Origin of the sequence: Amycolatopsis aidingensis, from assembly GCF_018885265.1 — a bacterium.
Lineage (GTDB): Bacteria > Actinomycetota > Actinomycetes > Mycobacteriales > Pseudonocardiaceae > Amycolatopsis > Amycolatopsis aidingensis.
Genome location: NZ_CP076538.1, coordinates 6,065,602 through 6,089,395 on the forward strand (window position 1 = coordinate 6,065,602; position 23,794 = coordinate 6,089,395).

Consider the following 23,794-nt stretch of genomic DNA (forward strand, 5'->3'; position numbering starts at 1 on the left):
AGCCCGAAGGAGCTTGACTCGCCATGACCAGCACCGATACCCCAGCACCCAGCTCCGTGCCGGTCGGTGTCGACCCCAACCGCGCGAGCATCGCCCGCGTCTACGACGCCGCGCTCGGCGGTAAGGACAACTACCAGATCGACCGCGAGATCATCGGTCAGGTGCGCCAGCACGCCCCCGAGGTCCAGGACACGGCCCAGGACAACCGCAACTGGCTCATCCGCGCCGTGCGGTTCCTCGTCCAGGAAGCCAGGGTGCCGCAGCTCATCGACTGCGGATCCGGCCTGCCGACCTCGGAGAACGTGCACCAGGTGGTCGCCCGCACCAACCGGGATGCCAAGGTGGTCTACATCGACAACGACCCCGTGGTGTTCGCGCACGCACAAGCGCTGCTCGACGAAAGCGGTAGCGTCGACACCTACTTCGCCCAGGCCGACATCTACAAGCCGGACGAGGTGTACGCGCACGACACGATCCAGCACCACATCGACCTCGGCGAGCCGGTCGGGCTGATCCACTCCTCGACCATGCACCACTACCCCGGCGAGGACTACGCCGAGCTCATGGCCGCCTGGATCGACCCGCTGCCCTCCGGGTCCTGGGTGGCGCTGAGCCACTTCCTCGACCCCGAGACCCCGGAGCTGACCGCGCTGGCCCGGCGCATGGAAGAGATCTTCACCAACAGCCCGATGGGCTCGGGGTACTTCCGCACCCGCGCGCAGATCCGCTCGATGATGCCCGGCCTGGAGATCATCGAACCGCAGCCGGGTATGGCGGCGGACGTCGTGCCGTGCGCCCAGTGGTGGCCGGACGGCCCCAAGGTGCGGCCGCTGAACCAGTGCCAGCAGGTGGTCGGCGCGATCGTCGGCCGCAAGCCGTAGGCGAGCCAGTACAGCAGGCACGTACCGGCGCCCCTGGTGGGACGCCGGTACGTGCCGTCGTGCGCGGGCCGCTCAGGTCTGGCGATCACATCACGGGGTGAAGGTCCAGGACTCGATGTGGCCGATGTCCCGCGAGTACACGTCCTGCACCCGGAGCTTCCAGGTGCCGTTGGCATCCTCGCTGCTCAGGTTGACCGGGTAGGTCTCGTGCACGTCGTCGGCGGAGTCGAAGCCACTGCCCTTCAGCCGGTAGCTGCTCCCGTCCGGGGCCACCAGGTCGATCACCAGGTCACCACGGTAGGTGTGCTGGATGTGCACCTCCACCTTCGCGTCGGTGGAGCCGGCGCGGTCACAGCCGGAGACGGTCACCGAACTGGTCACCGCGGCACCGGCGTCCGGGATGTTCACCTGGCTGCCGTTGCTGACCGGGTCGCAGTCGGTCGGCTCCGGGTCGGGCGGGTTGCTCCCGCTGCCGGTGTAGAGCAGCACGTTGGGCGAGCCGGAGCCCGGGTTGCCCACCTTGCCCTGGGTACCGTTCTGCACCAGCGCGTCGCGCACCTGCTGCGGGCTCGCCGAGGGGTTGTCCGCGAGGTACAGCGCGGCACCGCCTGCCACATGCGGGGTGGCCATGGAGGTACCGCTGATGGTGTTGGTGGCGTTGTTCCCGCCGATCCAGGTGGAGGTAATGCTCGACCCGGGAGCGAAGATGTCCAGGCAGCTACCGATGTTGGAGAACCCGGACCGGGAGTCGCTACTCGTGGTGGAGCCGACGGTGATCGCCTCCCGGGTACGGGCAGGCGAGGTGTTGCAGGCGTTGGCGCCGTAGTCGTTGCCTGCCGCCAGCGCGTAGGTCACACCGGAGGAGATCGAACGGCGCACGGCGTCGTCCACCGCGGTCGAGGCGCCGCCGCCGAGGCTCATGTTGGCCACGGCGGGTTTCGCGGCGTTGTCGGTGACCCAGTCGATGCCGTCGATCACGCCGGAGTAGCTGCCGGAACCCTGGCAGTTCAGCACCCGCACGCCGTACAGCGAGACACCCTTGGCGACACCGTGCGCGGCACCGCCGACGGTGCCCGCGACGTGGGTGCCGTGCCCGTTGCAGTCGCTGGCGTTGGCGTCGTTGTCCACGAAGTCGTAGCCGTGCTGGGCGCGGCCGCCGAAGTCGTTGTGCGAGATCTGGATCCCGGTGTCGATGATGTAGGCACTGACGTTGCTGGCCTCGGTGCTGTAGCTGTAGACGTCATCCAGCGGTAGATCCCGCTGGTCGACCCGGTCCAGGCCCCAGGACGGCGGGTTCTGCTGGTCCGCGGACAGCGTGACGACCCGGTCCTGCTCCACGTAAGCCACCGCGGGATCCGCCGCCGTCCGCTTGGCCTGCGTCTCGCTCATCGTCGCGGCGAACCCGCGCAGTGCGCTGGTGTAGGTCCGCTGCACGGTGCCGCCGTACTCGTTGGCAAGAGAGTGCACCGACTGGGTGGAAACACCGTCCGCGAGCACGACGATGTAGCTGCCCTCGATTGCGTCGGCGCCGCCCACGCCGAGAATCGTGCCCTCCGCGGCCGCCGCCGGGGCGTTCGCGGTCAGCGCCGTGACCACAGCCGCGGCAGCGGTGATACCGAGGCCCGCCAAGCCTCTTCTTGTGTTCCTTCTGATTTCCCGCACGGAATCATTCCTCCTAGGCAGGGTCGACTGGACGGTCCGGGTGACGAACCGCCCGTCTCTAGGGGTAGAACACGTTCAACCTGAACGTGTCAGCACAGCGTAAGTCCACCTCTTACCCGAAGGAAGATCTTGATATTACCCGCGCTGGGAGGTAGGGCAACACACAGTTACCTAGCCTGCCTACGCGCCGGAATACAAGCGGCGTACCAAGGGAAAACAGCGGATCGGCGCGCGGCGTTCAAAACACATCGTGACATTAACTCTTCTGTTAACGAGCGATTATCGGCCATGCCGGTAATATGCCTGCACCCCAACGGACCCGTCCGAAAGTAGGTTTTTCCGCGTTGATCTCGGTCACCACCGGGTCGCGGGCGAGGCCGGGCCCCGGCGCGGCGCGCACCGGGCCCGGCCTGGAGTGGATGACGGGCCCGCCGTCCGGCGCCGCGGGGTGAGCGTCAGGAGCCTGATCTACAGCAGGTCGTTGGACTTGAGGAACTCCTGCGCGATGTCCACCGGGTTGCGCTTGTTCACGTCCAGCTCGACATTGATCTGGGTCAGTTTCTCCGTCGTCAGCACCGCGGACACCGAGTTGAGCGCCTGCTTCTGCTCTTCGCTCAACACATTCTGCTTGGTAAGCGGCAGCACATTCTGCGCCGGGAACATGTTCTTGTCGTCATCGAGGGCCACAAAACCGTTCTGCTGAACAGCCGGGTCGGTGGAGAACAGCGCGCCCACATCGATCTGGCCGGACTTCAACGCGGAGACGGTAACCGGGCCACCGGTATCGGTAACAGTGATCTCGGCGAACTCGCAGCCGTAGAGCTGCTTGATTGTCTCCTCCCAGCGCTTCGCCCATTCGCCGGGCCCACCGAAGACCAGTTCGCCGCAGCGCGGGGCCAGGTCGGAGATCGTGTTGATCCCGGTGCCAGCCAGTTCCTGGCTGATCACCAGTTTGTCCTTGTTCTCCGCGGCCGCCTGCTCGAGCACCTGGAAGGGCTCCGGCAGCTTGTCTCCCAGCTGCGTGTAGACCTCTTCCGAGGTGGAAGCCTCGGTCTCCTTGTCGAAGTGACGCAGCAGGTTTCCGCTGTATTCCGGAATCAGGTTGATCGAACCGTCCTGCAATGCCTTGACCACGACCTCGCGGCTACCGAGGGACGATGGAACGGTGACATTCTCCGCACCGGCGCCGCGCAGCATCTCCGCGTAGACATGCGCCAGCACCCGGCTCTCGCCGAAATTGAACGAGCCGATGATGATTTCCCCGCTGGCACCCTCGCCCGCCCCGTCCTGCCCTTCGGACTTCATCGGATCCCCGCCACAGCCGGTGGCAAGCAACGCGAGGGAGGCGATAGCTACGACAACTGACCTTCTCATTACCTGTCTCCTTCGATCCGACTCGTGGTCGCCAGCGCCACCCCGGGTGACACGATCAATCGTTGCAGTCCGGCAAGAACAAGGTCGAGCGCAATGGCCAGCAGCGCGGTCAGGACAGCTCCCGCGACAACCTGATCGTAATCGCGGTTGGCCAGACCATCGAGCAATATGCGGCCGAGTCCGCCCGCACTGATATAGGCCGCGACCGTCACGGTGGACACCAGTTGCAGGACCGCGTTCCGGACCCCGCCGAGCATGACCGGCAACGCGATCGGCACCTTGACCTGCCACAGTCGCTGCCAGCGGGTCATTCCGACCCCAAGGGAGGCGTCGGCCACCGCAGGGTCGCACGCCTGCACCCCGGCGTAGGTGCCCGCCAGGACCGCCGGTATCGCCAGCACCACCAACCCGATGACAGCGGCAGGGTAGGTGATGGTCTCGCCGGGGAAGGTCACGTAGAAGATCATGAACATGAACGTGACCAGCCCCAGGGTCGGCAAGGCGCGCATGGCGTTGCTGAATCCGACCAGTACGGTGCCTCCCCGGCCTGTTTCGCCGACGAACAGGCCGATGGGAAAGGCGATGAGCAGAGCCAGCCCGAGCGAGACGAAGGTGAGCTCCAGGTGCTCGAACAGATGGTCGACCCAGTTCGCCGGATCACCGAGGAAGCCGAACATTTCCGCGATCATGCTTCCTCACCACCAGGTTGCGCACGCAGCCACGGCGTCAGCCAGCGCCGTACCAGCACCAGCAGGAAGTCGACCACCAGCGCCAGCAACAGGGTCAGCACGATGCCCACCACGACCGGTGCGAAGTACATCCGCGGGAACCCGTCGGTGAACAGCACGCCGAGGCCGCCGGTTCCGATCAGCGCGCCCACGCTGACCAGGCTGATGTTGCTCACCGATGCCACCCGGACGCCCGCCGCGAGCACCGGCACGGCCAGTGGCAGCTCCACCCCGAGGAACCGCCGGGCCCGGGGATAGCCCATCGCGGTCGCCGCGGCGATCACATGCTGCGGCACGGCGTCCAGTGCGTCCAGCACCGGCCGCACCAGCAGCGCCGCGGTGTAGATGGTGAGCGCGATGACCACGTTCGCGCTGTCCAGCATCTGGGTACCGATCAGCCCGGGGATCACCACGAACAGGGCAAGCGAGGGCACGGTGTAGAGCACGTTCCCCAGTACGAGCAGCACCCCGCGCGCGGCAGGCAGCCGGGTACCGAGCCAGCCCGCGCCGATCGCCAGCAGCACGCCGCAGGCCAGCGGCACCAGCGCGAGGTACATGTGCTCCAGCAGCATGTCCAGCAGCCGCGCCTGGTTGTTGGCGTTGGCCAGGTAGCGGCCGAGCTCGTCGAGGAAGCTACCCATCGGAGCCGACGCCCTCGGGCTGGTTCTCGATCACGTCGAGCACCTGCCGCGCGGTCACCGTGCCGATCGCGCGGCCCCGCTCGTCCACCACCACCCCGAGGCCGGCCGGGGAGGACAGCGCGGCGTCCATGGCACCGCGCAGCGGCGCACCCCGCTGGTACAGCGAGCCACCCGCAACCAGGTCCCGCTCGGCCAGCAGACCATCCACAGTGGAATCCGGCGGCAGCCAGCCGCGCGGTTCGCCCGCGTCGTTCACCGCGAGCAGCCACTGCGAACGCGTGGCGGGCGGGGTGCCGCCGAGCGTGGCCGTGGCCACCTCCGCCACCGGTACCGCGCTGCCAGGCAGGAAGGAAAGGCCGCGATAGCCGCGGTCCTTGCCGACGAAGGAGGCGACGAAGTCGTCCACCGGGTGCCGCAGCAGCTGCGCGGGCGTCCCGTACTGCGCGAGCTTTCCGCCCTCGCGCAGGATCGCGACCTTGTCGCCGAGCCGGATCGCCTCGTCGATGTCGTGCGTGACGAACACGATGGTCTTGCCCAGCTGGGACTGCAGCCGCAGCAGTTCGTCCTGTAGCCCCTCGCGCACCACCGGGTCGACCGCGGAGAACGGCTCGTCCATCAGCAGCACCGGTGCGTCGGCCGCGAGCGCGCGGGCGACGCCGACCCGTTGCTGCTGCCCGCCGGACAGCTGCGCGGGATAGCGCTTGGCCAGTTCCGCCGGCAGGCCGACCGTCTCCAGCAGCTCCGCCGCCCGTTTGCGGGCCCTGCCCCGGTCCCAGCCAGCGAGCAGTGGCACGGTGGCGACGTTGTGCAGCACGGTCCGATGTGGAAACAGGCCGGCATGCTGGATCACGTAGCCGATGCCCCTGCGCAGCAGCGCCGGTTCGGAGTCGCGGATGTCCTTGCCGTCCAACAGGATGGTGCCCTCGGTGGGCTCGACCATTCGGTTGATCATGCGCAACGAGGTGGTCTTGCCGCAACCGGAGGGGCCCACCAGCACGGTGACCGTGCCGTCCTCGACGGTCAGGCTGAGCTCGTCCACGGCCGTGACACCGCCCGGATACCGCTTGCTCACGCCCCGGTACTCGATGCCCACGCGTCACTCCCCTCGGTCGGCACGCACGGGTCGAAGCACCCTAGCCCAGATCGCCAACCCAGCGCAGCCTTTCCCACCACCGGGGCGGGTCAGGAGGTGGTGGGGACCACGCCGTCGCTCTCCGCGGCCTTGGCCACGGCGGCGGCCACCTCGGGGGCCACCCGCGGGTCCAGCGGGCTGGGCACGATGTGCTTGGCGGAGAGCCGGTCGGCGGCGACCCCGGCGATCGCGTCGGCCGCGGCCAGCTTCATGTTCTCGGTGATCGCCCGCGCACCGGCGTCCAGCGCCCCGCGGAAGACCCCGGGGAAGGCCAGCACATTGTTGATCTGGTTCGGGAAGTCGCTGCGCCCGGTGGCCACCACGGCGGCGTGCCGGGCGGCGACGTCGGGATGCACCTCGGGGTCCGGATTGGACAGCGCGAACACGATCGCGTCCTCGGCCATGGTCGCCAGCAGGGACTCCTCGATGGTCGACCCGGAAAGGCCGATGAACACGTCCGCGCCACACAGCGCATCGGCGAGCCCGCCGCGCAGGCCGGTGCGGTTGGTGGTGGTCGCCAGCTCCTCCTTCACCGGGTTCAGGTTGTCCCGGCCGGGGTGGATGATGCCCCGCGAGTCCAGCACGGTGACATCGCCGACCCCTGCGGCCTGCAGGATGCGTGCGCAGGCCACGCCCGCCGCACCGGCGCCGGAGATCACCACCCGCTGGTCGGCAACGGCCCGGTCCAGCACCAGGTTCGCCCCGCGCAGCGCGGCCAGCACCACGATCGCGGTGCCGTGCTGGTCGTCGTGCATGACCGGGCAGTCCAGCGCCTCCTTGACCTTCTCCTCCAGCTCGAAGCAGCGGGGGGCGGAGATGTCCTCCAGGTTCACCGCGCCGAAGGAGGGGCGCAGCCGCACCAGGGTCTCGACGATCTCGTCCACATCGGTGGTGTCCAGCACCAGCGGGATGGAGTTCAGCCCGGCGAAGCTCTTGAACAGCACCGACTTGCCCTCCATCACCGGCAGCGAGGCGCTGGCGCCGATATCGCCGAGCCCGAGCACGGCGGTGCCGTCGCTCACCACGGCCACCAGGCGGTCGGCCCAGGTGTAGCGCTGGGCCAGCGCGGCGTCCTCGGCGATCGCCCTGCTCACCTTGGCCACCCCTGGCGTGTACGCGATGGACAGGTCACGCGGCTGCGCGATCGGACGCTCAGCGGCCACCGAGAGTTTGCCGCCCTCATGCCCCCGGAACACCTCGGCGTCGGTCACCGGCGCGGCCTCGCCGGCCACCCGCGGCGAGGTCTCGTCGGCGGTGTCCATGCTGACCTGGTCGTTCATCATTGTTCCTGTCGTCGGTTCGGGTCGCGGCCTACCTGGCTCACGGATACATGTATCCCCGGTGGAATCGGGTTTCCCTCCAGCGCAGCTGCCCGGCGCGGTAGCGCGGGCTGCCGGCGAGGCGTTGGCGTCGACTCGGCCCATGGTGAGGCGTGACCGCAACGCGGCGGTTGGTTCAGTGTGACAGTACGCGTGCGGCTTGTGGCCCGGTGGTGCGGGGGATGTCACATCTTTTCCGCCCTTTCCGCAGGTCAACGAGCGGAATGGAAGACGTCCGTCCGGCTTGCGACAGGCACCCATCGGGGCGCGGGCTGGCCGCGGGGCGCTGGCTAAGGTGGGACCATGCAGGTGCGTGAGCTGGACGTGCGGGACGCCTACGAGTTCATCCCGCCGAGGTTTTCCGACGACCGCGGGCTGTTCGTGGCCCCGCTGCAGGAACCCGCCCTACAGGAGGCGATCGGCCACCCACTGCATGTCGCGCAGACCAACCACAGCATCTCGGTCCGCGGCGCCATCCGTGGTGTGCATTTCGCCGACACCCCGCCCGGCCAGGCCAAGTACATCTACTGCGCCAGGGGGAGCCTGCTGGACGTGGTGGTGGACGTGCGGGTGGGCTCGCCGACCTTCGGCCGCTGGGACGCCGTCCGGCTGGACGACACCGAGTTCCGCGCCATGTACCTGGCGGAAGGGCTGGGCCACGCGTTCATCGCGCTGGAGGACAACACGGCGATGTGCTACCTGTGCTCGGTGGGCTACAACCCGCGGGCCGAGCACGGCATCAACCCCCTGGACCCGGCGCTGAACCTGCCATGGCCCGCCGAGCTCACCCCGGTGCTGTCGGAGAAGGACGCCGCGGCGCCCACCCTGGCCGAGGCCGAGGCGAGCGGCCTGCTGCCCTGGTACGCCGACTGCGTTGCGCACTACGAGAAGCTGCGCGCGGGGTGAAGATCCTCGGCCAGCACCCGCTCGAGGTTGCGCTCGGCCAGCGCGGTGATGGTGACGAACGGGTTCACCCCGGTGCTGCCGGGGATGAGCGCGCCGTCGGTGACGTAGAGGTTGCGGTGGCCGCGCACCCGGCCGTAGGCATCCGTCGCCCTGCCGAGCACGGCCCCGCCGAGCGGGTGGTAGGTGAACCGGTCCTCGAACGGGCGGGTGCCGCCGAACAGGTCGTAGCGGTAGATCGTGCGGTTGGCCCGGTTGATCCGGCCGAAGGTGGCCTTGACCGCCTCGATGGACGGCTGCCCCTGCGTTGCTGACCAGTGCAGTCGTGCGGAGTCGGTGGCCGGGTCGTAGCCGAACCACCCGCGCTCGGGGTTCCTGGTGATCGCGAGGTAGAGGCTCAGCCAGGTCTCCACCCCGACCGGCACCGGCGCCACCTCGGCGAAGACCGGGTGCTCGGGGTCGTCCCAGTTGTCGATGCCCAGCGCGGGCATGGCGGACTGCAGCCTGCCGGTGGTGTTCCACATGTGGTTGGCCCGGCCCAGCATGACGTTGCCGTTGCCGCCCCAGCCCTGGCCGATCTCCGCGCTCAGCCCCGGCAGCCTTCCGGTCTCCCGCGCCCGCAGCAGCAGTTCGGTGGAGCCGAGGCTGCCGGCCCCCAGGAAGAGGCGGTCGGCGCCGAACCGCCGGATGCCGAGCAGGGTGCCCTCCGCGTCGATCTCCCGCGCGGTCAGCGTGTACCTGCCGTCCGGCTCCAGCCCGATCTCCCTGACCTCGTGCAGCGGGCGGATGGTCAGGTTGCCGGTGCGCAGCGCGGCGGCGAGGTAGGTCTTGTCCAGCGAGCGCTTGCCGTGGTTGTTGCCGTAGATCACCTCGGCGGCCAGCGCCGAGCGCGGGACCGCGCCTTCCTCCTCCTGGCGCAGGTAGTCGAAGTCGTACACGCTGGGCACGAAGGTGGTGGTCAGCCCGGCCCGGTGCGCCTGCCTGCGGGAGAGCCGGGCGTAGGCGTACGAGCGGCAGGTCTCGAACCAGTCCGGGTCGATCTCGTTCACGCCGAGTTCGGCCTGCGCCCGCGGGAAGTAGGTGCGGTACATCTCCGGCAGGTCGAGGCAGGGCAGCAGCTCGGCAAGGTAGTCCCGCCGCGGGGTGACCGCCATCGCCCCGTTGACCAGCGACCCGCCGCCCACTCCGCGCCCGACGTAGACCGACATCCCTGCGAAGTCCACCCGGTCCAGCACGCCGGCGTGCCTGCGGATGTCCCGGTTGGCAAGGTCCATCCACAGGAAGCTGGCCAGCGGGGCCCTGGTGCGCTCGGCGAACCAGGTCGAGCGCTCGTCCGGGGACCGCATCCCGCAGAAGGACGCGCCCTGCCCACCGGACCAGGACTGCCCCATCTCCAGCATCAGAGTGGGCACACCGGCCTCGGTGAGCCGCAGCGCGGCCACCGCGGCCCCGTAACCGGAGCCGATCACGACGGCGGGCCAGGATCTCGGGGAACACCTCACCTCCCCAGCATCACCGCTGCTGAGGGCATCCGCAATAGTTCAGTAAACGCCGTTTACCTCACATTTTGCTGCCGCTACTTCTTCCGGGTAACCCAGATGGTGATGGTGCCGGTCACCACCGGCTTGCCCGCCTTGTCCGAGATGGTGACCGGAACCTCGAGGTCGGCGCCCTCCGCGCCGAACTCGGGGATCGCGGACAGCTCGGCCACCGCGGTGAGCCCGGTCTCGGCCTTGGCGACGTAGTTCACCGTCATTCCTTTGGGCAGCCACCGGTGCGTGTCCGGCACCGTGGCCTCGGCCAGCATGCCCATGGCGATCTCGGCGAGGTTGCAGGCCGCGATCGCGTGGAAGGTGCCGATGTGGTTGTACACACCCCACCATTTGGGGGCACTCACCGCGCAGTAGCCGGGCCGCAGCTCGCGCACCGAGGGCAGCACGGTGCGGAAGTACGGCACCCGCAGGCACATCGCCGCGGAGAACAGCTGCCGCCCGCCCGGTTTGGCCGCCAGCCTGGTCCACATCGCAAAGGTCGGATTCCGCGCCATACTCACTCCCTCGAAGGTTACTCGTCAGTAGCAAAGCATGTCGGTAGCTATATTCGCAACATGCGAAACGCGCTCTACCTCCTGCGACACGGCGAGACGGAGTGGTCAGCCACCGGGCGGCACACCGGACGCACCGACATCCCGCTGACCGCGGCCGGCGAACGGCAGGCGCGCGGGGCGGGCGAGACGCTCGGCAGGCTGCGCGACCCCGATGCGCCGGAACCGGTGGTGCTGGCCAGCCCGCGCAGCCGGGCGATGCGCACGGCCGAGCTGGCCGGGCTGCACCCCGGCGAGGTCACCGAGGAGCTGGCGGAGTGGGACTACGGCGAGTACGAGGGCCGCACCACCGCGGAGATCCGCCGGACCGTGCCTGGGTGGACGGTGTGGTCGCATCCCAGCCGGGGAGGCGAGACCTCCGCCCAGGTCACCCAGCGCGCGCGTACGCTGATCACCCGGATCGGCGACCTGCTGGAGGACACCGAGGTGATCCTGGTCGGCCACGGCCACTTCAGCCGGGTGCTGGTCGCCTGCTGGCTCGGGATGTCCGCGAGTGACGGGGTGCGCTTCGCGCTGGGGCCCGCAGGTATCAGCGTGCTCGGTGCCGAGCGGGGTACGCCACAGATCCGGCACCTGAACGTTCCGGCTTGCCAGAGGGGTTGACGTGCAGCAGATTCGACGGGTCCGCGAGTCCGATGTGGACACCGTGGTGGAGCTGGTCCATGAGCTGGCCGAGTACGAGAAGGCCCCGCACGAGTGCCACCTGGAGGCCGGGCAGCTGCGCGCCGCGCTGTTCGCCGAGTCCCCCGCGCTGTTCGGGCACGTGGCCGAGGTGGACGGCGAGGTCGTGGGGTTCGCCCTGTGGTTCCTGAACTTCTCCACCTGGCGCGGGGTGCACGGGATCTACCTCGAGGACCTGTACGTGCGCCCGTCCCGGCGCGGCACCGGGCTGGGCAAGGCACTGCTGGCCGCCCTGGCCGGGGAGTGCGTGCGCCGTGGCTATGCCCGGCTGGAGTGGTGGGTGCTGAACTGGAACCCGGCCACCGAGTTCTACAAGTCCCTCGGCGCGGTGCCGATGGACGAGTGGACCGTCTACCGGCTCACCGAGGGGCCGCTGCGCGAGCTCGGCGCCCAGTAGGCGACCGGTGGGTTCAGTCGTCCTCGCGCTCCCGGCGGGCGGCCCGGCCAGCGGCACCATCCCTGCGGGCCGCCTCCTCCTCGGTCTCCCCCACCTCCTGGCCGAGCACCCAGGCACGGGACCGCCTGCGAAACAGCAGCACCACCGTCAGTACCCCCGCCGCGAGCAGCGGGATCCCGTACCCGGGCTGGTGCGAGGGCCCGGTGGCGTACCAGCCGACGCCGGCCATGATCAGGGCCACCACCACCCCTGGGGAGCGGGCCCAGGTCTTGCCGAGCAGCAGGCCAGCCGCGCAGGCGAGGGTGCCCGCCGCGAGCACGAAGTAGTACCCGGCCTCGGCGTAGACGTTGTTGCCGCCCACCTCGCTGCTGCCGGTGAAGGAGCTGACCAGCAGCAGGACGGCGAGGGCGAGCATGGCCAGCCCGGGCAGTGCGGTGAGCACACCGGCGAGGCGGACCTCGCCGGGCGCCGGAGAGATCTTGTCGGTGAAGGGCACGGACTCTGGCCTTCCGGACGGCCGATCGGGTCCGGCCATCCAGGCGGTGGATGACCGAGGGTGAACACATTCGATGGTATGCCACCCGGTCGGCCGTTTTCGCCCGGCCGCCGAGGGGCAAGACTTGGGGTGTCGTCGGCGAGCGGGCGGTCGGCCCGGGTGCACTTGTCACGACGCAGGCGCCATCGCTCTGGGCGAAGGAGGACCACCGGCAGGGACCAGGCACAGGGACCAGACGTCAGGCCGAGGACGTGACGAGACTCGCAGGAAGTGAGGCCCGCGTGTACTCCGTTCAGGTGGCGCGGTCACTTACTCTGCAGTAATGCGTGCCGTCCTCGTCGTGAATCCGCAGGCGACCGCGACCACCCCAGGTGGCCGCGATGTCCTGGCACACGCGCTCGCGAGCGAGGTGAAGCTCGACGTCGTCGAGACGGATCATCGCGGGCACGCGCGGGATGTCGCCCGATCGGCCGCCAGGGACGGAATCGACCTCGTGGTCGCGCATGGCGGTGACGGCACGGTCAACGAGGTCGTGAACGGACTGCTCGCGGACACTCCGCCCCGACCGGGGGTATACGAATCGGTACCCATGCTCGGCGTGGTGCCCGGCGGTTCGGCGAACGTCTTCGCCCGCGCCCTCGGCCATCCGCGTGATCCGCTCGAGGCCACCCACCAGCTGCTGCATGCCATCGAGGAGCGGCGCACCACCCGGGTGGGGCTGGGCGTGGCCGACGACCGCTGGTTCACCTTCAACGCCGGCCTCGGCTGGGACGCAGACGTGGTCGCCGGGGTGGACCGCAGGCGGGGCAAGCGCACCAGCCCCGGGCTGTACCTGCGCGCCGCGGTCGCCTGTTACCTGCGCCCGCCGCGGGGCAGGCCGCCGCTGACCGTGCGCCTGCCCGGCGAGGAAGCCGTCGGGGTGGTCACGGCCTTCGTCTCCAACACCGACCCGTGGAGCTACCTCGGCGCCCGGCCGGTCCATCTCAACACCGGCTGCTCCTTCGACACCGGCCTCGGCCTGTTCGCGCTGCGCAGCCTCCGGCCGTTCACCGTGCTGCGGCACCTGCGGCAGGCGCTGCGCAGCAAGAGCAAGCACCGCGGTAAGCAACTGCTACGCCGGGACGACCTGCCGATGGTCCGGATCGACGCGGCGGAGCCGGTAAACTTCCAGGTGGACGGTGACCTGGTCGGCCAGCGAACCACGGTGGAGTTCATCAGCGTGCCGAACGCGCTGACCGTCGTGTGCTGAGGGTTGGCGAGACCACTGCCGATCACCTGCAACAAACTTGATCAGCCGCTCATCGACGGAGACGCTCCGCTCACCGCATCGCACTTCCGGCTTTGAGCGTCGATTCGGGCAGAAACCGCAGGTCAGGCAGTCGCCCGGCCGGGTGAGCTGACTCACCGATCTCCAGAAAACACTTGTCGAAGCCGGTGCTTCGTGAAAGCATTCACAAGCACCCAAAAACGACCGCCATTGACGACTGCGGCGCGGAGCACCGCGCCCTCATAAGGAGCTCACAGAAATGGACTGGCGCCACCGCGCGGCCTGCCGAGACGAGGACCCCGAACTGTTCTTCCCCGTGGGAACGAGCGGTCCTGCGATCTCGCAGATCGCCCAGGCTAAAGCTGTGTGCCACCGCTGCACTGTCGCGTCGGACTGCTTGGCCTGGGCACTGGCCAGCGGCCAGGACGCCGGCGTGTGGGGCGGTATGAGCGAGGAAGAGCGTCGTGCGCTGAAGCGCCGTCGCGCGCACATCGGTACGCGCAGCAACGCCTGATCAGCATTACGGGCTTTTACCGCACCCGCCGCGGTAAACGTTACGAGGGCCGGCACCCACGGGTGCCGGCCCTCGAACGTCTCCGTAACCCCATTGGGCATTCCGGGGATCAGAGGCGGCGGCTGAGCGGGATCCGCAGGGCCGCCTCGGTCCCGCCGGAACGCGGGCCGCGCAGCGACAGCGAGCCGCAGAGCTCGGACTCCACCAGGGTTCGCACGATCTGCAGGCCGAGCCCGTCCGCCCGCTCCAGGGAGAACCCGGCGGGCAGCCCCTGGCCGTCGTCCCGGATCAGTACATCCATCCGGCGTGCCGAACGCTCCACAGTGATCTCTACCTTGCCCGGCCTGCTGTCCGGGAAGGCGTGCCCCATCGCGTTCTGCACCAGCTCGGTCAGCACCATCACCAGCGGGGTGGCGATCTCCGCGGCCACCACCCCGAAGGACCCGCTGCGCTCCAGGCTCACATGCGGTTCCGCGGTGGCCACCTCGCCGACCATGGGCAGCACGTTGTCCAGCAGCTTGTCCAGGTCCACCCGCTCGTCCACGGACATCGACAGCGCCTCGTGCACCATCGCGATCGAGGTCACCCTGCGCACCGAGTCGCTGAGCGCGTGCCGAGCCTCCTGATTGGACGTTCGCCGGGATTGCAGCCGCAGCAAGGCCGCCACCGTCTGCAGGTTGTTCTTCACCCGATGGTGGATCTCCCGGATGGTGGCGTCCTTGGACATCAGTGCGCGGTCGCGGCGCTTCACCTCCGTCACATCGCGGACCAGAACCAGCGCGCCTGCGGGCTGCCCGGCCGGCCGCAACGGCAGGGCGCGGAACAGCACCACGGCCCCGCGCCGGGAGTCCACTTCGATCCGGCTGCTCGGCTTGCCGTCCAGTGCGTCGAGAACGCGATGGGAAACCTCGGTGGCGTCGAACGGGTCCCGGATCAGCGAACGGGTCAGCGGGGCCAGCCGCACTCCGACCAGATCGGACTCGTGTCCCATCCGGTGATAGGCGGAAAGCCCGTTCGGGCTGGCGAACACCACCCCACCCGCGGAGTCCAGCCGGATCAGGCCGTCCCCGACCCGGGGACTGGTATGCACATCGGTCGGCCTGCCCGCGCTGGGGAAGGTCCCATCGGCGATCATCTGGCACAGATCCGCCGCGCTGCCCAGATAGGCGATCTCCAGCGGGCTCGGCACCCGCGGTGCGGCCAGGTTGGTCTCCCTGCTGAGCACGGCGATCACCGTGTCCCCGAAGCTGACCGGGATCGCCTCCCGCCGCATCGGCAGGTCCAGGTACCAGTGCGGATCCTCCTCCCGGCAGATCCGGGCCTCCCGGATGGCCCTGGACAGCTGCGGGTGGTCCGCCGTGGTGAACCGGGTACCGACCACGTCCTCCGGATGGGCGGTGGGCGCGGTGGTCGGCCGGGCCTGCGCCACGCACACGAAGTCGTCGGTGCCCTCCGGCTCGCCCAGCCGGTCCGGATCCGAGGCTGCGGCCTCGGCCTGCTGCTCACCGGCGTCCACCGGCACCCAGAGCAGGAAGTCCGCGAAAGAGAGGTCGGCGAGCAGCTGCCATTCGGCGACCACCAGCTGCAGGTGGTCGGCGGCCTCGCCGGAGAGGCCGGTGTGCTCGGCGAGCAGTTCGGCTAGTGTGGACAATTTCGCCTACCCACCCCTCGTTCTCGGCAGGGGACTATCAGGTCCATACAACCAGACCGGACCCGGCTGGCGGGCCAGGGACCTGCGGAGCAGGGCACATGACACACTGGGTGAGTTGTCGTAAAGGAGTGAAGATGTCGAAGCGCGCCCGGAAGCGTCGCGCCAGGAAGAAGAACGGCGCGAACCACGGCAAGAAGCCGAACAGCTGAGGCTGTCCCGGCAGACGACGGCCCCGGTACCACCCTCGGTACCGGGGCCGCGGTGTTCCTGGCACGGGCCAGCCACTACTCGACGCGCCGCTCCACGTTCACCTCGGTGCGCTCCACCAGGTGCCCGGCGCGTTCCTCCACGGTCCGCCGGATGGAGGCCCGCAGCCTGCTCTTCAACTCGTCCGGAGCGTGCTCACCGCCGCACTTGCGGGCCAGCAGCAGCTTGAGCTGCTCGTCGATCCCGTACTCCTCGAGGCAGGGTGGGCAGTCCTCGAGATGCTTGCGCAGCTGCGCCTCGTGCTCCTTGCTGCATTCCTGGTCCAGCAGCAGGTAGATCTCGGCCAGTGCCTCCTCGCAGCTGACCTTGTCCGAGTCTCCGCAGGCATTGCTCATCGCCCAGCCACCTCCTGCTTGGCCGAACGGATGAAACCACGCTCCCTCGCCACATCCGCCAGCAGGTCACGCAGCTGGGCGCGGCCACGGTGCAGGCGGGACATCACGGTGCCGATGGGTGTTTCCATGATCTCAGCGATTTCCTTGTACGCGAAGCCCTCGACATCGGCAAGGTACACCGCGAGCCGGAAGTCCTCCGGCAGCTTCTGCAGCGCCGCCTTGACGTCCACGTCCGGCAGGTTGTCCATCGCCTCCACCTCGGCCGAACGCAGGCCGCTGGAGGTGTGGCTCTCCGCCTTGGCGAGCTGCCAGTCGGTGATCTCGTCGGTGGACTGCTGCTGCGGCTGGCGCTGCCGCTTGCGGTAGCTGTTGATGTAGGTGTTGGTCAGGATGCGGTACAGCCAGGCCTTGAGGTTCGTGCCCTTCTTGAAGGAGGCGAACGCCGCATAGGCCTTCAGGTAGGTCTCCTGAACCAGGTCCTCGGCATCGGCGGGGTTGCGCGTCATCCGCATCGCCGCCGAGTAGAGCTGGTCCAGCAGGGGCATGGCGTCCCGCTCGAACCGCTCGACCCGCTCCCGGATGTCTTCCGTGCCGCTCGCGGAGTCGGTGTCGACAGTGCTGTCGACCGTGGGCTCCGCGGGCTGCTGTGTACTCGGCAAACCGTTCCCCTCCTGGTCGGCGTCGACGCCCCGCGACCTGCGGGTGGTATCCGTGACCGGATACGCATACGACAGTTCCGAGGATACGCGCACGTCAGGCCGGGAGCCGGACGCGGCCGATCGCGCGGCACGGACGGTCTTCGGAGCAACTTCGGTCAGCACATCCGGTACCAACACCGGCCGCCCCGGCCGAATTCCCGGTCGAACCCGCCATGGGCGCGCTCTACGCTGGCGTCCGTGGCAGGCAAAGGCACCCCGGCGACCGCCCTGCTGGCGAAGCGGCAGGTGTGGCATGCGCTGCACTCCTACGAACACGACCCGCGACAGGACTCCTACGGCGCGGAGGCGGCCGAGGCGCTCGGCCTGGACCCCGAACGGGTGTTCAAGACCCTGGTCGCCGAGGTGGACGGCACGCTGACCGTGGGTGTGGTTCCGGTCACCGGCCAGCTCGATCTCAAGGCGCTGGCCGCGGCGGTGGGCGGCAAGAAGGCCAGGATGGCCGAGGTGGCGGCGGCCCAGCGCGCCACCGGCTACGTGGCAGGCGGGATCTCCCCGCTCGGGCAGCGCGGCAACCTGCCCATCGTGGTGGACGCCACCGCCGAGCTGTTCGACACGGTGCACTGCTCGGCAGGCAGGCGCGGGCTCGAGGTGGAGCTGGCCCCTGCCGACCTGATCCGGCTCACCGGGGCCGTGGTCGCCGAGATCGCCTGCTGATGGCCTCCCCGCAGGAGGGAGCCCCTCCCCTGCGCGCGGGAGGCGTGCACCGGACCGGGAACGCGATCGTGACCGCATGACGACCGCGAGTACCGTGACCGCCGGCACGGTGGCCGTCCCGCGCTGGGCGAAGGTGGCCGCGTACGCGGCGGCGCTGAGCACGGTGCCGTCCTGCCTGTGGCGGATCGCACTGGGCCTGCAGGTCCCGCTGGGCTTCACCGAGGCCGAGCTGCGCGCGCTGGACATCCCCGGATCGGGGACGGCCTACGTGTTCGGGCTCAGCGTCCTGGCCCAGGGTTTCGCGCTGCTGACACTCGGGCTGGTGCAGCGCTGGGGTGAGACGATTCCGCGCTGGGTACCGGCGCTGGGTGGCAGGCGGATCCCGCCGCTGGCGGCGATCATCCCGGCCCTGCTGGGCGCCGTCGCGGTCACCGTTATGATCGGCCAATGGGCGCTGAGCTGGGGCGATCCCAGCGCCGACATGCCGAACGTCGCACTGGTGCAGGACGGCGCCTACAGCGTGCTGATGACCGCCTGCTACGCCCCGCTGCTGCTCTGGGGCCCGCTGCTGGCCGTGGTCACCGTGCACTACCGGCGACGGAGGGGAACCCGCTAGACCAGCGGGCGCAGCACCCGTCCGAGCCATTCACCGGTGGCCCTGGCGATCCCGTCCAGGTCGGCGCGCAGGCTGTGGTCCCCATCGAGCAGGACCAGCTCGTGGTGGTTGCCCGCCTCCGGGCGGCCGAACGGGTCCCGCTCCCCCTGCACGATCAGGGCCGGTACCTCCACGGCGTCCAGCTCGGCCTGCCGGGTCTTCTCCGGCTTGCCTGGCGGGTGCAGCGGGAAGGCCAGGCACAGCACCGCGGCCACCTGCGCGGCGGCCGCCGTGCGGCAGGCCACCCTGGCGCCCGAGGACCGGCCCCCGAACACCATGGGCAGGTCGTCGAACCACCGGCCGGACAGCTCCTCGGCCACCGTCAGCCAGGCGGTGTCCAGCTGGTTCGCCGGTGCGGGCGCCCGCCTGCCGGCGACCCGGTACGGCTGCTCGACCAGCGCGACATGCACCCCGGCGGCCTGGGCCGCCCTGGTGGCGGCCACCAGGTCCGGGGCGTCGATCCCGCCACCCGCGCCGTGGCCGAGCAGCAGCGCCGCGACCCCCTCCTCGGCACAGTGCAGCTCGGCACGCGCGGGGCCGTGCACGGTGTCGATCTCCAGGCGGGTCATGGACGCTAGCTGGTCGGCAGGTCGAACAGCCCGCCATCCAGGTCGGCGGGCTCCGGGTCCACCCGCTCGATGAGCTCGGGCCCGTTGTTGCGGACGTTGTTCACCTTGGTGGAAACCGGGCGCAACTCCAGCCGGTCCACCAGGTCCCGATCCGGCTCGCCCAGCAGGCCGGTGACCTCCGTGGTGTCCGGGTCGAGCCAGGTCGCCCAGGACGTGCTCGGCATCAGCAGCGGCATCCGGTGGTGGATGTCGGCGAGCTGGCCGACCGCGTCCGTGGTGATGACCGAACAGGTGATCAGTGGCGGCGCGTCCGGGTCGGCCTTCGGATCACGCCAGGTCTCCCAGAGCCCCGCCATCGCCAGCGAGGAGCCGTCCCGGGTGGTCATGAAGAACGGGTCCTTGGGTGCCTTCTTCTTGTCGGTCTTCTGCTCGCCGTGCTGGCCGGCTCCCGGCGACACCCGCCACTCGAACCAGCCGTCCGCGGGATCAGGCAGCGACGGCGGCTGAGCGCCTTACGGAAGGCGGGCTTCTCCATGGCCGACTCCGCCCTGGTGTTGATCATGCGGTTGCCCACGGCGGGGTCCTTGGCCCAGAACGGCACCAGGCCCCAGCGCATCACCCGGATGCTGCGCACGGCGGGCTCGTCCTCGAGGACCTTGCCCTCGTCGTCTCGCGGATGCCGCTGCACCACGGTCAGCACGTTCTTCGTCGGCGCGACGTTGTAGTTCGGCGAGTAGTTCTCGGACGGGGCAGCACCCTCCGTCCCGTCGACCGCGTCGAACTCGGCGGCCAGCTTGGCCGGGTTCTTCGTCGCGGCGTAACGGCCACACATCGGCCGACCTCCTCTTCACCCGGTGAGGTGCACGTCTGCCCTGGTGCGAAACATCCTGGCACGGCCCACCGACAGATCGCGAGTCACGCGCGTTGGCCCGCCCGGCCCGATGGGGGATCATCGTCACTGCGCGGCGAACCGAGTCGCCGCAGGGAACCCGCAGGAGGGATGGAGGGGTTTGGCCCGCAGGGACTGGCGCACGCTGGACGAGTCCGACGTCCGGGTACGCCCTGGCAAGGGCAGCAGACCGCGCAGCAAGCTCCGTCCAGCCCACGCCGACGCGGCAGCCGCGATGGTGCTCGCCGTGGACCGGGGCCGGTGGACCTGCGCGGTGGACTGCGACCCGGACCGGGTGGTGACCGCCATGCGCGCCCGCGAACTCGGGCGGACGCCGGTGGTGGTCGGGGACAACGTGCGGCTGGTCGGCGACGTCAGCGGCAGGCCGGACACCCTGGCCAGGATCGTGCGGGTTGACGAGCGCAGCAGCGTGCTGCGCAGGACCGCGGACGATACCGACCCCTACGAGCGCATCGTGGTCGCCAACGCGGAGCAACTGCTGATCGTCACCGCGCTGGCCGACCCGCCACCGCGGACCGGGTTCATCGACCGCTGCCTCGTCGCCTGCTACACGGGTGGGCTCGAGCCCCTGCTCTGCCTGACCAAGGCCGACCTCGCCACGCCGGACGAGCTGCTGGCCGGTTACGCGGACCTGGCGGTGCCCGCGGTGGTCACCCGGCACGACGAGGACTCACCCGAGCTGGCCGAACGGCTGCGCGGCCGGGTGTCGGCCCTGGTCGGGCACTCAGGGGTGGGCAAGTCCACCCTGGTCAACCGCATGGTGCCGGAAGCGGACCTGGCCACCGGCGTGGTCAGCGCGATCGGCAAGGGGAGGCACACCTCGGTCGGGGCGGTCGCGCTGGCCCTGCCCGACGGCGGCTGGGTGGTGGACACGCCGGGGATCCGGTCCTTCGGCCTGGCCCATGTGACCGCCGACGACATCGTCGGTGCCTTCCCCGAGTTCGCCGAGGCCGCCGAGGAGTGCCCCTCCGGCTGCGGGCACCTCGGCCCGCCGGGCGATCCGGACTGCGCACTGGACGCCGTGCTGGCCGAGGACACCAGCACCGCTGCCACCGCGGGCAGGCTGGCCTCCCTGCGCAGATTGCTGTCCTCACGCGCGGGCATCGAACCGTGACCGGCCGAACTTTTCCGGCCGAAGTCCACGGAGTGATCGCGGGCATGAAACCATGGAGGCGGTTCAGACGTCACACTCGTGTACGACACGAGCCAAAATGGAAGCAGGCGATCGCATGCGCAAGACGGCCCTCGCGGCTGGGGGTTTCGCATTGGTCCTCGCGCTCACCGGTTGCGGTGGCGAGAGCATCGAGGGTCAGGCGCAGACCTACGGTAATGCACAGGAGCTGGTCCAGGCCGCTCTGACCGGCACCGAGAAGAGCCAGACCGCGAAGTTCAGCTTCGATATGAACGTCGCCGGAATGACCATGAAGGCCAATGGCGAGGGTCGCTTCGACAGTGAGAACCCGGCCATGTCGATGACGATGGACATGCTCGGCCAGAACATCGAGCTGCGGCTGGTCGACGACGCGCTGTACCTCAAGCAGCCGCAGGCCACCGGGGACAAGCCCTGGACCAAGGCCAGCAAGGACGGCACCGACCCGATGTCCCGCGCGATGGGCGGCAGCATCGAGCAGATGACCTCGCAGATGGACGTGCGCAACGCGCTCGACCAGATCAAGGCGGCCGGCACGATCACCAGCAGCGAGCAGACCGAGCTGAACGGGCAGCCCGCGACGCACTACGTGGTCGAGCTCGACTTCCAGAAGCTGCTGGAGCAGGAGTCCGCCAGCCTGCCGCAGGGCGTGAACGAGCAGATGGCAGGCAAGCTCGACAAGCTGCCGATGGAGCTGTGGCTGAGCGCCGACGAGCTGCCGCTGCAGGTCACCATGGACATGGCCAAGGTGATGGAGGCCGCGGGCGCACCCGCGGGGCAGGGCGGCAAGGTCACCATGACGTACTCCGACTGGGGGGCGCCGGTGAACATCGAGGCGCCGCCTGCCGACCAGGTCCAGGGGAACTGACCCGGTTCAGCACCGAAAACGGCCCTCGCCCGCGCGGCGAGGGCCGTTTCGTACGCGGCGGACGTTCCGTCGATTCCGGAAAAGACCGGCGGGATGTCGTACCGCTGTGCCAACCTTGTCCCGGTACTGACCTCGTCTCGGCGCACCCGCCGACATCAGGCATGGGAAAGGAACGGCACGGAAGTGCGTAGGACCGGGCGTGGGCTCTGCCTGCTGTCGCTGGCGCTCACGCTCACCGCTTGCGGCGGCGACGCCGTACGGGGGCAGGCGCAAACGTTCGCTTCCGCCCATGAGCTGGCCGACGCGGTGCGCGCGAACCTGGTGAGCAAGCCGACCGCCAACTACACCTTCGAGATGGACATCGGCGGGGAGAAGACCACGGCCACCGGCACGGGCCGCTTCTTCGCCGGCTCCAGGGCCATCTCGATGACCATGGATGTGCGGGGCCGCCCGGTCGAGATGCGCTTCGTTGACGGCACGCTCTACGTCCGGCAACCGGACGGCAAGACGTGGAGCGTGGCCACCCCGGACGAGGTGGACCCTGCCACTCAGCTGCTCGGTATGCAGCTCCAGGAGATGATCGACCAGGCGGACCTGAGCTACGCCCTTGGTCAGATCGAGGCCGCGGGCGTCATCTGGAGCCTCGACCCGATGCGGCCGGACGCCGGATCCACGATGCGCTACCTGATCGACCTCGACATCGAGGAGCTGATCGCGTGGGAACAGCCGGAGGGGCTGCCGGAGGAGGTCGCGAACCGGATTGCCGACAGGGTCGACACGGTTCCGATGGAGCTCTGGCTGGGCCCCGACCGGTTTCCGGTCAAGGTCACGCTGGACATGTCCGAGGTCGTCGAGGCGTCCGGTAGCGGAGGAGAGGGCGCCACCTTCACCACCACGTACTCCGACTGGGGTGCCCCGGACGTGATCGGGGCACCGCACCCTGACCACGTCAGCGAGAACTGAATACACATCGACAGGAAAGCAGGAACTGAACATGCGCAGAACAGCGCTCGCGGCCGCCGGCCTCGCGCTGACCCTCGGCCTCACCGCATGTAGCGGCGGGGAGACGGAAGGAAAGGCCGAGCCGTTCGGCTCCGTGCAGGAGCTGGTCCAGGCCGCGATGACCGGCACACAGGAGAGCCGGACGGCGAAGTTCACCCTGAGCATGGACGCGGCCGGGGAGAAGACGGAAGCCGAGGGCGCGGGGCGGTTCGAACCCGGCAACCCGGCGCTGATGATGACCGGGGAAATGGAGGGCGAGACCATCGAGCTCCGGTTCATCGGCGACGAGATGTACCTCAAGGGCGGCGGCTTCGGCGACATGCCGGATATGCAGGGCAAGGAATGGCTGAAGATCGGCGGGGACGCCGATGACCCGATGTCCAGGATGCTCGGCCCGGTGTTCCAGAAGATGGGTCAGCAGATGGACGTCAGCAAGAGCCTGGAGCAGATCCGCGAGGCGGGCACCATCACCAACAGCGAGCGCACCGAGCTGGACGGGCAAGCCGCCACACACTACTGGGTCGATCTGAACGTGGCGAAGATGATGGAGATCCAGCTGCGCGAGATGAAGGACCAGCTTCCTCCCGGGATGGAGGGGGAGCTGGGCGACCTCGACCAGCAGCTCGACGCGGAGAAGAAGGCCGAGCTGGAGAAGATGGGGCCGATGCCGCTCGAGATCTGGCTGAACGAGCAGCAGCTCCCGTTGAAGATGGTGATGGACGTGACCGCGATGGCCAAGGCACAGGGGCAGCCGGACCAGGGCGGTTCCGTGGTCATTCGCTACACCGACTGGGGCAGCCCGGTGGACATCTCGGCGCCACCCGCGGACAAGGTCGGCACCATCGAGATGCCGCGCTGACCCGCACCGGCGAAACCGCGGAAGGGGCGCCCGCGCAGGTCGCGGGCGCCCTTTCG

26 protein-coding genes and 1 pseudogene are annotated in these 23,794 nt (G+C 69.4%); 13 read left to right on the top strand and 14 right to left on the bottom strand.

From position 1 onward, the window contains the following. Positions 1-23 precede the first annotated feature (23 nt). Positions 24-881 (top strand): SAM-dependent methyltransferase, encoded by an 858-nt coding sequence (locus tag KOI47_RS27585; RefSeq protein ID WP_216209344.1) that lies wholly within the window; start codon positions 24-26, stop codon positions 879-881. A 90-nt stretch (positions 882-971) separates the two neighbouring features. On the opposite strand, the gene KOI47_RS27590 is transcribed toward KOI47_RS27585, so the two are convergent. The 6 genes from KOI47_RS27590 to KOI47_RS27615 all read right to left on the bottom strand — a co-directional run bounded on the left by KOI47_RS27590 (position 972) and on the right by KOI47_RS27615 (position 7,698). Then, positions 972-2,510 (bottom strand): S8 family peptidase, encoded by a 1,539-nt coding sequence (locus tag KOI47_RS27590; RefSeq protein ID WP_232376294.1) that lies wholly within the window; start codon positions 2,508-2,510, stop codon positions 972-974. A gap of 501 nt (positions 2,511-3,011) precedes the next feature. Beyond that, on the bottom strand, positions 3,012-3,917 hold the full coding sequence (locus KOI47_RS27595) for an ABC transporter substrate-binding protein (protein WP_216209346.1): 906 nt from the start codon (positions 3,915-3,917) through the stop codon (positions 3,012-3,014). Continuing rightward, entirely contained in the window at positions 3,917-4,606 is a 690-nt protein-coding gene (locus KOI47_RS27600; protein WP_216209348.1) for an ABC transporter permease, read from the bottom strand. Before KOI47_RS27600 ends, KOI47_RS27595 begins: the two co-directional genes overlap by 1 nt. Continuing rightward, positions 4,603-5,286, bottom strand: coding sequence for an ABC transporter permease (locus KOI47_RS27605; RefSeq protein WP_216209350.1), 684 nt, complete (start codon positions 5,284-5,286; stop codon positions 4,603-4,605). Before KOI47_RS27605 ends, KOI47_RS27600 begins: the two co-directional genes overlap by 4 nt. Beyond that, on the bottom strand, positions 5,279-6,379 hold the full coding sequence (locus KOI47_RS27610) for an ABC transporter ATP-binding protein (protein WP_216209351.1): 1,101 nt from the start codon (positions 6,377-6,379) through the stop codon (positions 5,279-5,281). Before KOI47_RS27610 ends, KOI47_RS27605 begins: the two co-directional genes overlap by 8 nt. 89 nt (positions 6,380-6,468) lie before the next feature. Next, positions 6,469-7,698, bottom strand: a complete 1,230-nt coding sequence (locus KOI47_RS27615) for an NAD(P)-dependent malic enzyme (protein ID WP_216209353.1) — start codon at positions 7,696-7,698, stop codon at positions 6,469-6,471. A gap of 342 nt (positions 7,699-8,040) precedes the next feature. Between KOI47_RS27615 and KOI47_RS27620 the strand changes: the two genes are divergently transcribed. Next, positions 8,041-8,643: a dTDP-4-dehydrorhamnose 3,5-epimerase family protein gene (locus KOI47_RS27620; protein ID WP_216209356.1), complete on the top strand. Its 603-nt coding sequence runs from the start codon at positions 8,041-8,043 to the stop codon at positions 8,641-8,643. On the opposite strand, the gene KOI47_RS27625 is transcribed toward KOI47_RS27620, so the two are convergent. Further along, positions 8,619-10,178, bottom strand: coding sequence for a GMC oxidoreductase (locus tag KOI47_RS27625; protein ID WP_408629954.1), 1,560 nt, complete (start codon positions 10,176-10,178; stop codon positions 8,619-8,621). The two genes, KOI47_RS27620 and KOI47_RS27625, sit on opposite strands and share 25 nt — an antisense overlap. A gap of 38 nt (positions 10,179-10,216) precedes the next feature. After that, a complete protein-coding gene (locus KOI47_RS27630; RefSeq protein ID WP_216209358.1) occupies positions 10,217-10,687 on the bottom strand; it encodes a hotdog fold domain-containing protein in 471 nt (156 codons plus the stop codon). Positions 10,688-10,747: 60 nt separating this feature from the next. On the opposite strand from KOI47_RS27630, the gene KOI47_RS27635 reads away from it, so the two are divergent. After that, positions 10,748-11,347, top strand: coding sequence for a histidine phosphatase family protein (locus KOI47_RS27635; protein WP_216209360.1), 600 nt, complete (start codon positions 10,748-10,750; stop codon positions 11,345-11,347). 1 nt (position 11,348) lies between these two features. Beyond that, the gene (locus KOI47_RS27640; protein WP_216209362.1) at positions 11,349-11,822 is read left to right on the top strand and encodes a GNAT family N-acetyltransferase; all 474 of its coding nucleotides are present in this window, start codon (positions 11,349-11,351) and stop codon (positions 11,820-11,822) included. Positions 11,823-11,835: 13 nt separating this feature from the next. Here KOI47_RS27640 and KOI47_RS27645 read toward each other — a convergent pair whose 3' ends face one another. Continuing rightward, positions 11,836-12,357, bottom strand: a complete 522-nt coding sequence (locus KOI47_RS27645) for a hypothetical protein (protein WP_232376295.1) — start codon at positions 12,355-12,357, stop codon at positions 11,836-11,838. Positions 12,358-12,640: 283 nt separating this feature from the next. On the opposite strand from KOI47_RS27645, the gene KOI47_RS27650 reads away from it, so the two are divergent. Then, positions 12,641-13,567 (top strand): diacylglycerol/lipid kinase family protein, encoded by a 927-nt coding sequence (locus tag KOI47_RS27650; protein WP_216209364.1) that lies wholly within the window; start codon positions 12,641-12,643, stop codon positions 13,565-13,567. Between the two features lie 277 nt (positions 13,568-13,844). After that, positions 13,845-14,099: a WhiB family transcriptional regulator gene (locus KOI47_RS27655; RefSeq protein ID WP_216209365.1), complete on the top strand. Its 255-nt coding sequence runs from the start codon at positions 13,845-13,847 to the stop codon at positions 14,097-14,099. A gap of 109 nt (positions 14,100-14,208) precedes the next feature. Here the strand turns inward: KOI47_RS27655 and KOI47_RS27660 are convergent, their stop codons facing one another. Continuing rightward, positions 14,209-15,750, bottom strand: coding sequence for a sensor histidine kinase (locus KOI47_RS27660; RefSeq protein ID WP_216209367.1), 1,542 nt, complete (start codon positions 15,748-15,750; stop codon positions 14,209-14,211). Between the two features lie 134 nt (positions 15,751-15,884). Here KOI47_RS27660 and KOI47_RS36535 point away from each other — a divergent pair, with 134 nt between their 5' ends. Next, a complete protein-coding gene (locus tag KOI47_RS36535) occupies positions 15,885-15,959 on the top strand; it encodes a 50S ribosomal protein bL37 (RefSeq protein WP_408629955.1) in 75 nt (24 codons plus the stop codon). 75 nt (positions 15,960-16,034) lie between these two features. Here the strand turns inward: KOI47_RS36535 and rsrA are convergent, their stop codons facing one another. Both rsrA and KOI47_RS27670 read right to left on the bottom strand, forming a co-directional pair. Next, positions 16,035-16,352: a mycothiol system anti-sigma-R factor gene (gene rsrA / locus KOI47_RS27665; protein ID WP_216209369.1), complete on the bottom strand. Its 318-nt coding sequence runs from the start codon at positions 16,350-16,352 to the stop codon at positions 16,035-16,037. Further along, the gene (locus KOI47_RS27670) at positions 16,349-16,933 is read right to left on the bottom strand and encodes a sigma-70 family RNA polymerase sigma factor (protein ID WP_232376928.1); all 585 of its coding nucleotides are present in this window, start codon (positions 16,931-16,933) and stop codon (positions 16,349-16,351) included. The genes rsrA and KOI47_RS27670 overlap by 4 nt, the downstream gene beginning before the upstream one ends. A 315-nt stretch (positions 16,934-17,248) precedes the next feature. On the opposite strand from KOI47_RS27670, the gene ybaK reads away from it, so the two are divergent. Both ybaK and KOI47_RS27680 read left to right on the top strand, forming a co-directional pair. Further along, complete coding sequence (ybaK, locus tag KOI47_RS27675; protein WP_216209373.1) at positions 17,249-17,725, top strand: Cys-tRNA(Pro) deacylase; 477 nt, start codon at positions 17,249-17,251, stop codon at positions 17,723-17,725. A 76-nt stretch (positions 17,726-17,801) separates the two neighbouring features. Beyond that, the gene (locus tag KOI47_RS27680; RefSeq protein WP_216209375.1) at positions 17,802-18,341 is read left to right on the top strand and encodes a hypothetical protein; all 540 of its coding nucleotides are present in this window, start codon (positions 17,802-17,804) and stop codon (positions 18,339-18,341) included. Here KOI47_RS27680 and KOI47_RS27685 read toward each other — a convergent pair. Continuing rightward, positions 18,338-18,949: an alpha/beta hydrolase family protein gene (locus tag KOI47_RS27685; RefSeq protein WP_216209377.1), complete on the bottom strand. Its 612-nt coding sequence runs from the start codon at positions 18,947-18,949 to the stop codon at positions 18,338-18,340. The two genes, KOI47_RS27680 and KOI47_RS27685, sit on opposite strands and share 4 nt — an antisense overlap. Before the next feature lie 5 nt (positions 18,950-18,954). After that, positions 18,955-19,781, bottom strand: a pseudogene (locus KOI47_RS27690) (SOS response-associated peptidase). 178 nt (positions 19,782-19,959) lie between these two features. On the opposite strand from KOI47_RS27690, the gene rsgA reads away from it, so the two are divergent. The 4 genes from rsgA (at position 19,960) to KOI47_RS27710 (ending at position 23,738) form a co-directional block, all read left to right on the top strand. Continuing rightward, positions 19,960-20,973 (top strand): ribosome small subunit-dependent GTPase A, encoded by a 1,014-nt coding sequence (gene rsgA / locus KOI47_RS27695; protein WP_216209379.1) that lies wholly within the window; start codon positions 19,960-19,962, stop codon positions 20,971-20,973. Positions 20,974-21,088: 115 nt separating this feature from the next. Next, complete coding sequence (locus tag KOI47_RS27700; RefSeq protein ID WP_216209381.1) at positions 21,089-21,877, top strand: LolA-like protein; 789 nt, start codon at positions 21,089-21,091, stop codon at positions 21,875-21,877. A 183-nt stretch (positions 21,878-22,060) separates the two neighbouring features. Next, positions 22,061-22,840, top strand: a complete 780-nt coding sequence (locus KOI47_RS27705) for a hypothetical protein (protein WP_216209383.1) — start codon at positions 22,061-22,063, stop codon at positions 22,838-22,840. A gap of 31 nt (positions 22,841-22,871) precedes the next feature. Continuing rightward, a complete protein-coding gene (locus tag KOI47_RS27710) occupies positions 22,872-23,738 on the top strand; it encodes a hypothetical protein (RefSeq protein ID WP_216209385.1) in 867 nt (288 codons plus the stop codon). Positions 23,739-23,794 lie beyond the last annotated feature (56 nt).

Bases quoted from the DNA above. Each gene is read 5' to 3' on its own strand.
- KOI47_RS27585 (WP_216209344.1), top strand. From the start codon at position 24: ATGACCAGCACCGATACCCCAGCACCCAGCTCCGTGCCGGTCGGTGTC.
- KOI47_RS27595 (WP_216209346.1), bottom strand. From the start codon at position 3,917: ATGAGAAGGTCAGTTGTCGTAGCTATCGCCTCCCTCGCGTTGCTTGCC.
- KOI47_RS27600 (WP_216209348.1), bottom strand. From the start codon at position 4,606: ATGATCGCGGAAATGTTCGGCTTCCTCGGTGATCCGGCGAACTGGGTC.
- KOI47_RS27605 (WP_216209350.1), bottom strand. From the start codon at position 5,286: ATGGGTAGCTTCCTCGACGAGCTCGGCCGCTACCTGGCCAACGCCAAC.
- KOI47_RS27615 (WP_216209353.1), bottom strand. From the start codon at position 7,698: ATGAACGACCAGGTCAGCATGGACACCGCCGACGAGACCTCGCCGCGG.
- KOI47_RS27620 (WP_216209356.1), top strand. From the start codon at position 8,041: ATGCAGGTGCGTGAGCTGGACGTGCGGGACGCCTACGAGTTCATCCCG.
- KOI47_RS27630 (WP_216209358.1), bottom strand. From the start codon at position 10,687: ATGGCGCGGAATCCGACCTTTGCGATGTGGACCAGGCTGGCGGCCAAA.
- KOI47_RS27635 (WP_216209360.1), top strand. From the start codon at position 10,748: ATGCGAAACGCGCTCTACCTCCTGCGACACGGCGAGACGGAGTGGTCA.
- KOI47_RS27645 (WP_232376295.1), bottom strand. From the start codon at position 12,357: ATGGCCGGACCCGATCGGCCGTCCGGAAGGCCAGAGTCCGTGCCCTTC.
- KOI47_RS27650 (WP_216209364.1), top strand. From the start codon at position 12,641: ATGCGTGCCGTCCTCGTCGTGAATCCGCAGGCGACCGCGACCACCCCA.
- KOI47_RS27655 (WP_216209365.1), top strand. From the start codon at position 13,845: ATGGACTGGCGCCACCGCGCGGCCTGCCGAGACGAGGACCCCGAACTG.
- rsrA (WP_216209369.1), bottom strand. From the start codon at position 16,352: ATGAGCAATGCCTGCGGAGACTCGGACAAGGTCAGCTGCGAGGAGGCA.
- KOI47_RS27680 (WP_216209375.1), top strand. From the start codon at position 17,802: ATGACGACCGCGAGTACCGTGACCGCCGGCACGGTGGCCGTCCCGCGC.
- KOI47_RS27685 (WP_216209377.1), bottom strand. From the start codon at position 18,949: ATGACCCGCCTGGAGATCGACACCGTGCACGGCCCCGCGCGTGCCGAG.
- KOI47_RS27700 (WP_216209381.1), top strand. From the start codon at position 21,089: ATGCGCAAGACGGCCCTCGCGGCTGGGGGTTTCGCATTGGTCCTCGCG.
- KOI47_RS27710 (WP_216209385.1), top strand. From the start codon at position 22,872: ATGCGCAGAACAGCGCTCGCGGCCGCCGGCCTCGCGCTGACCCTCGGC.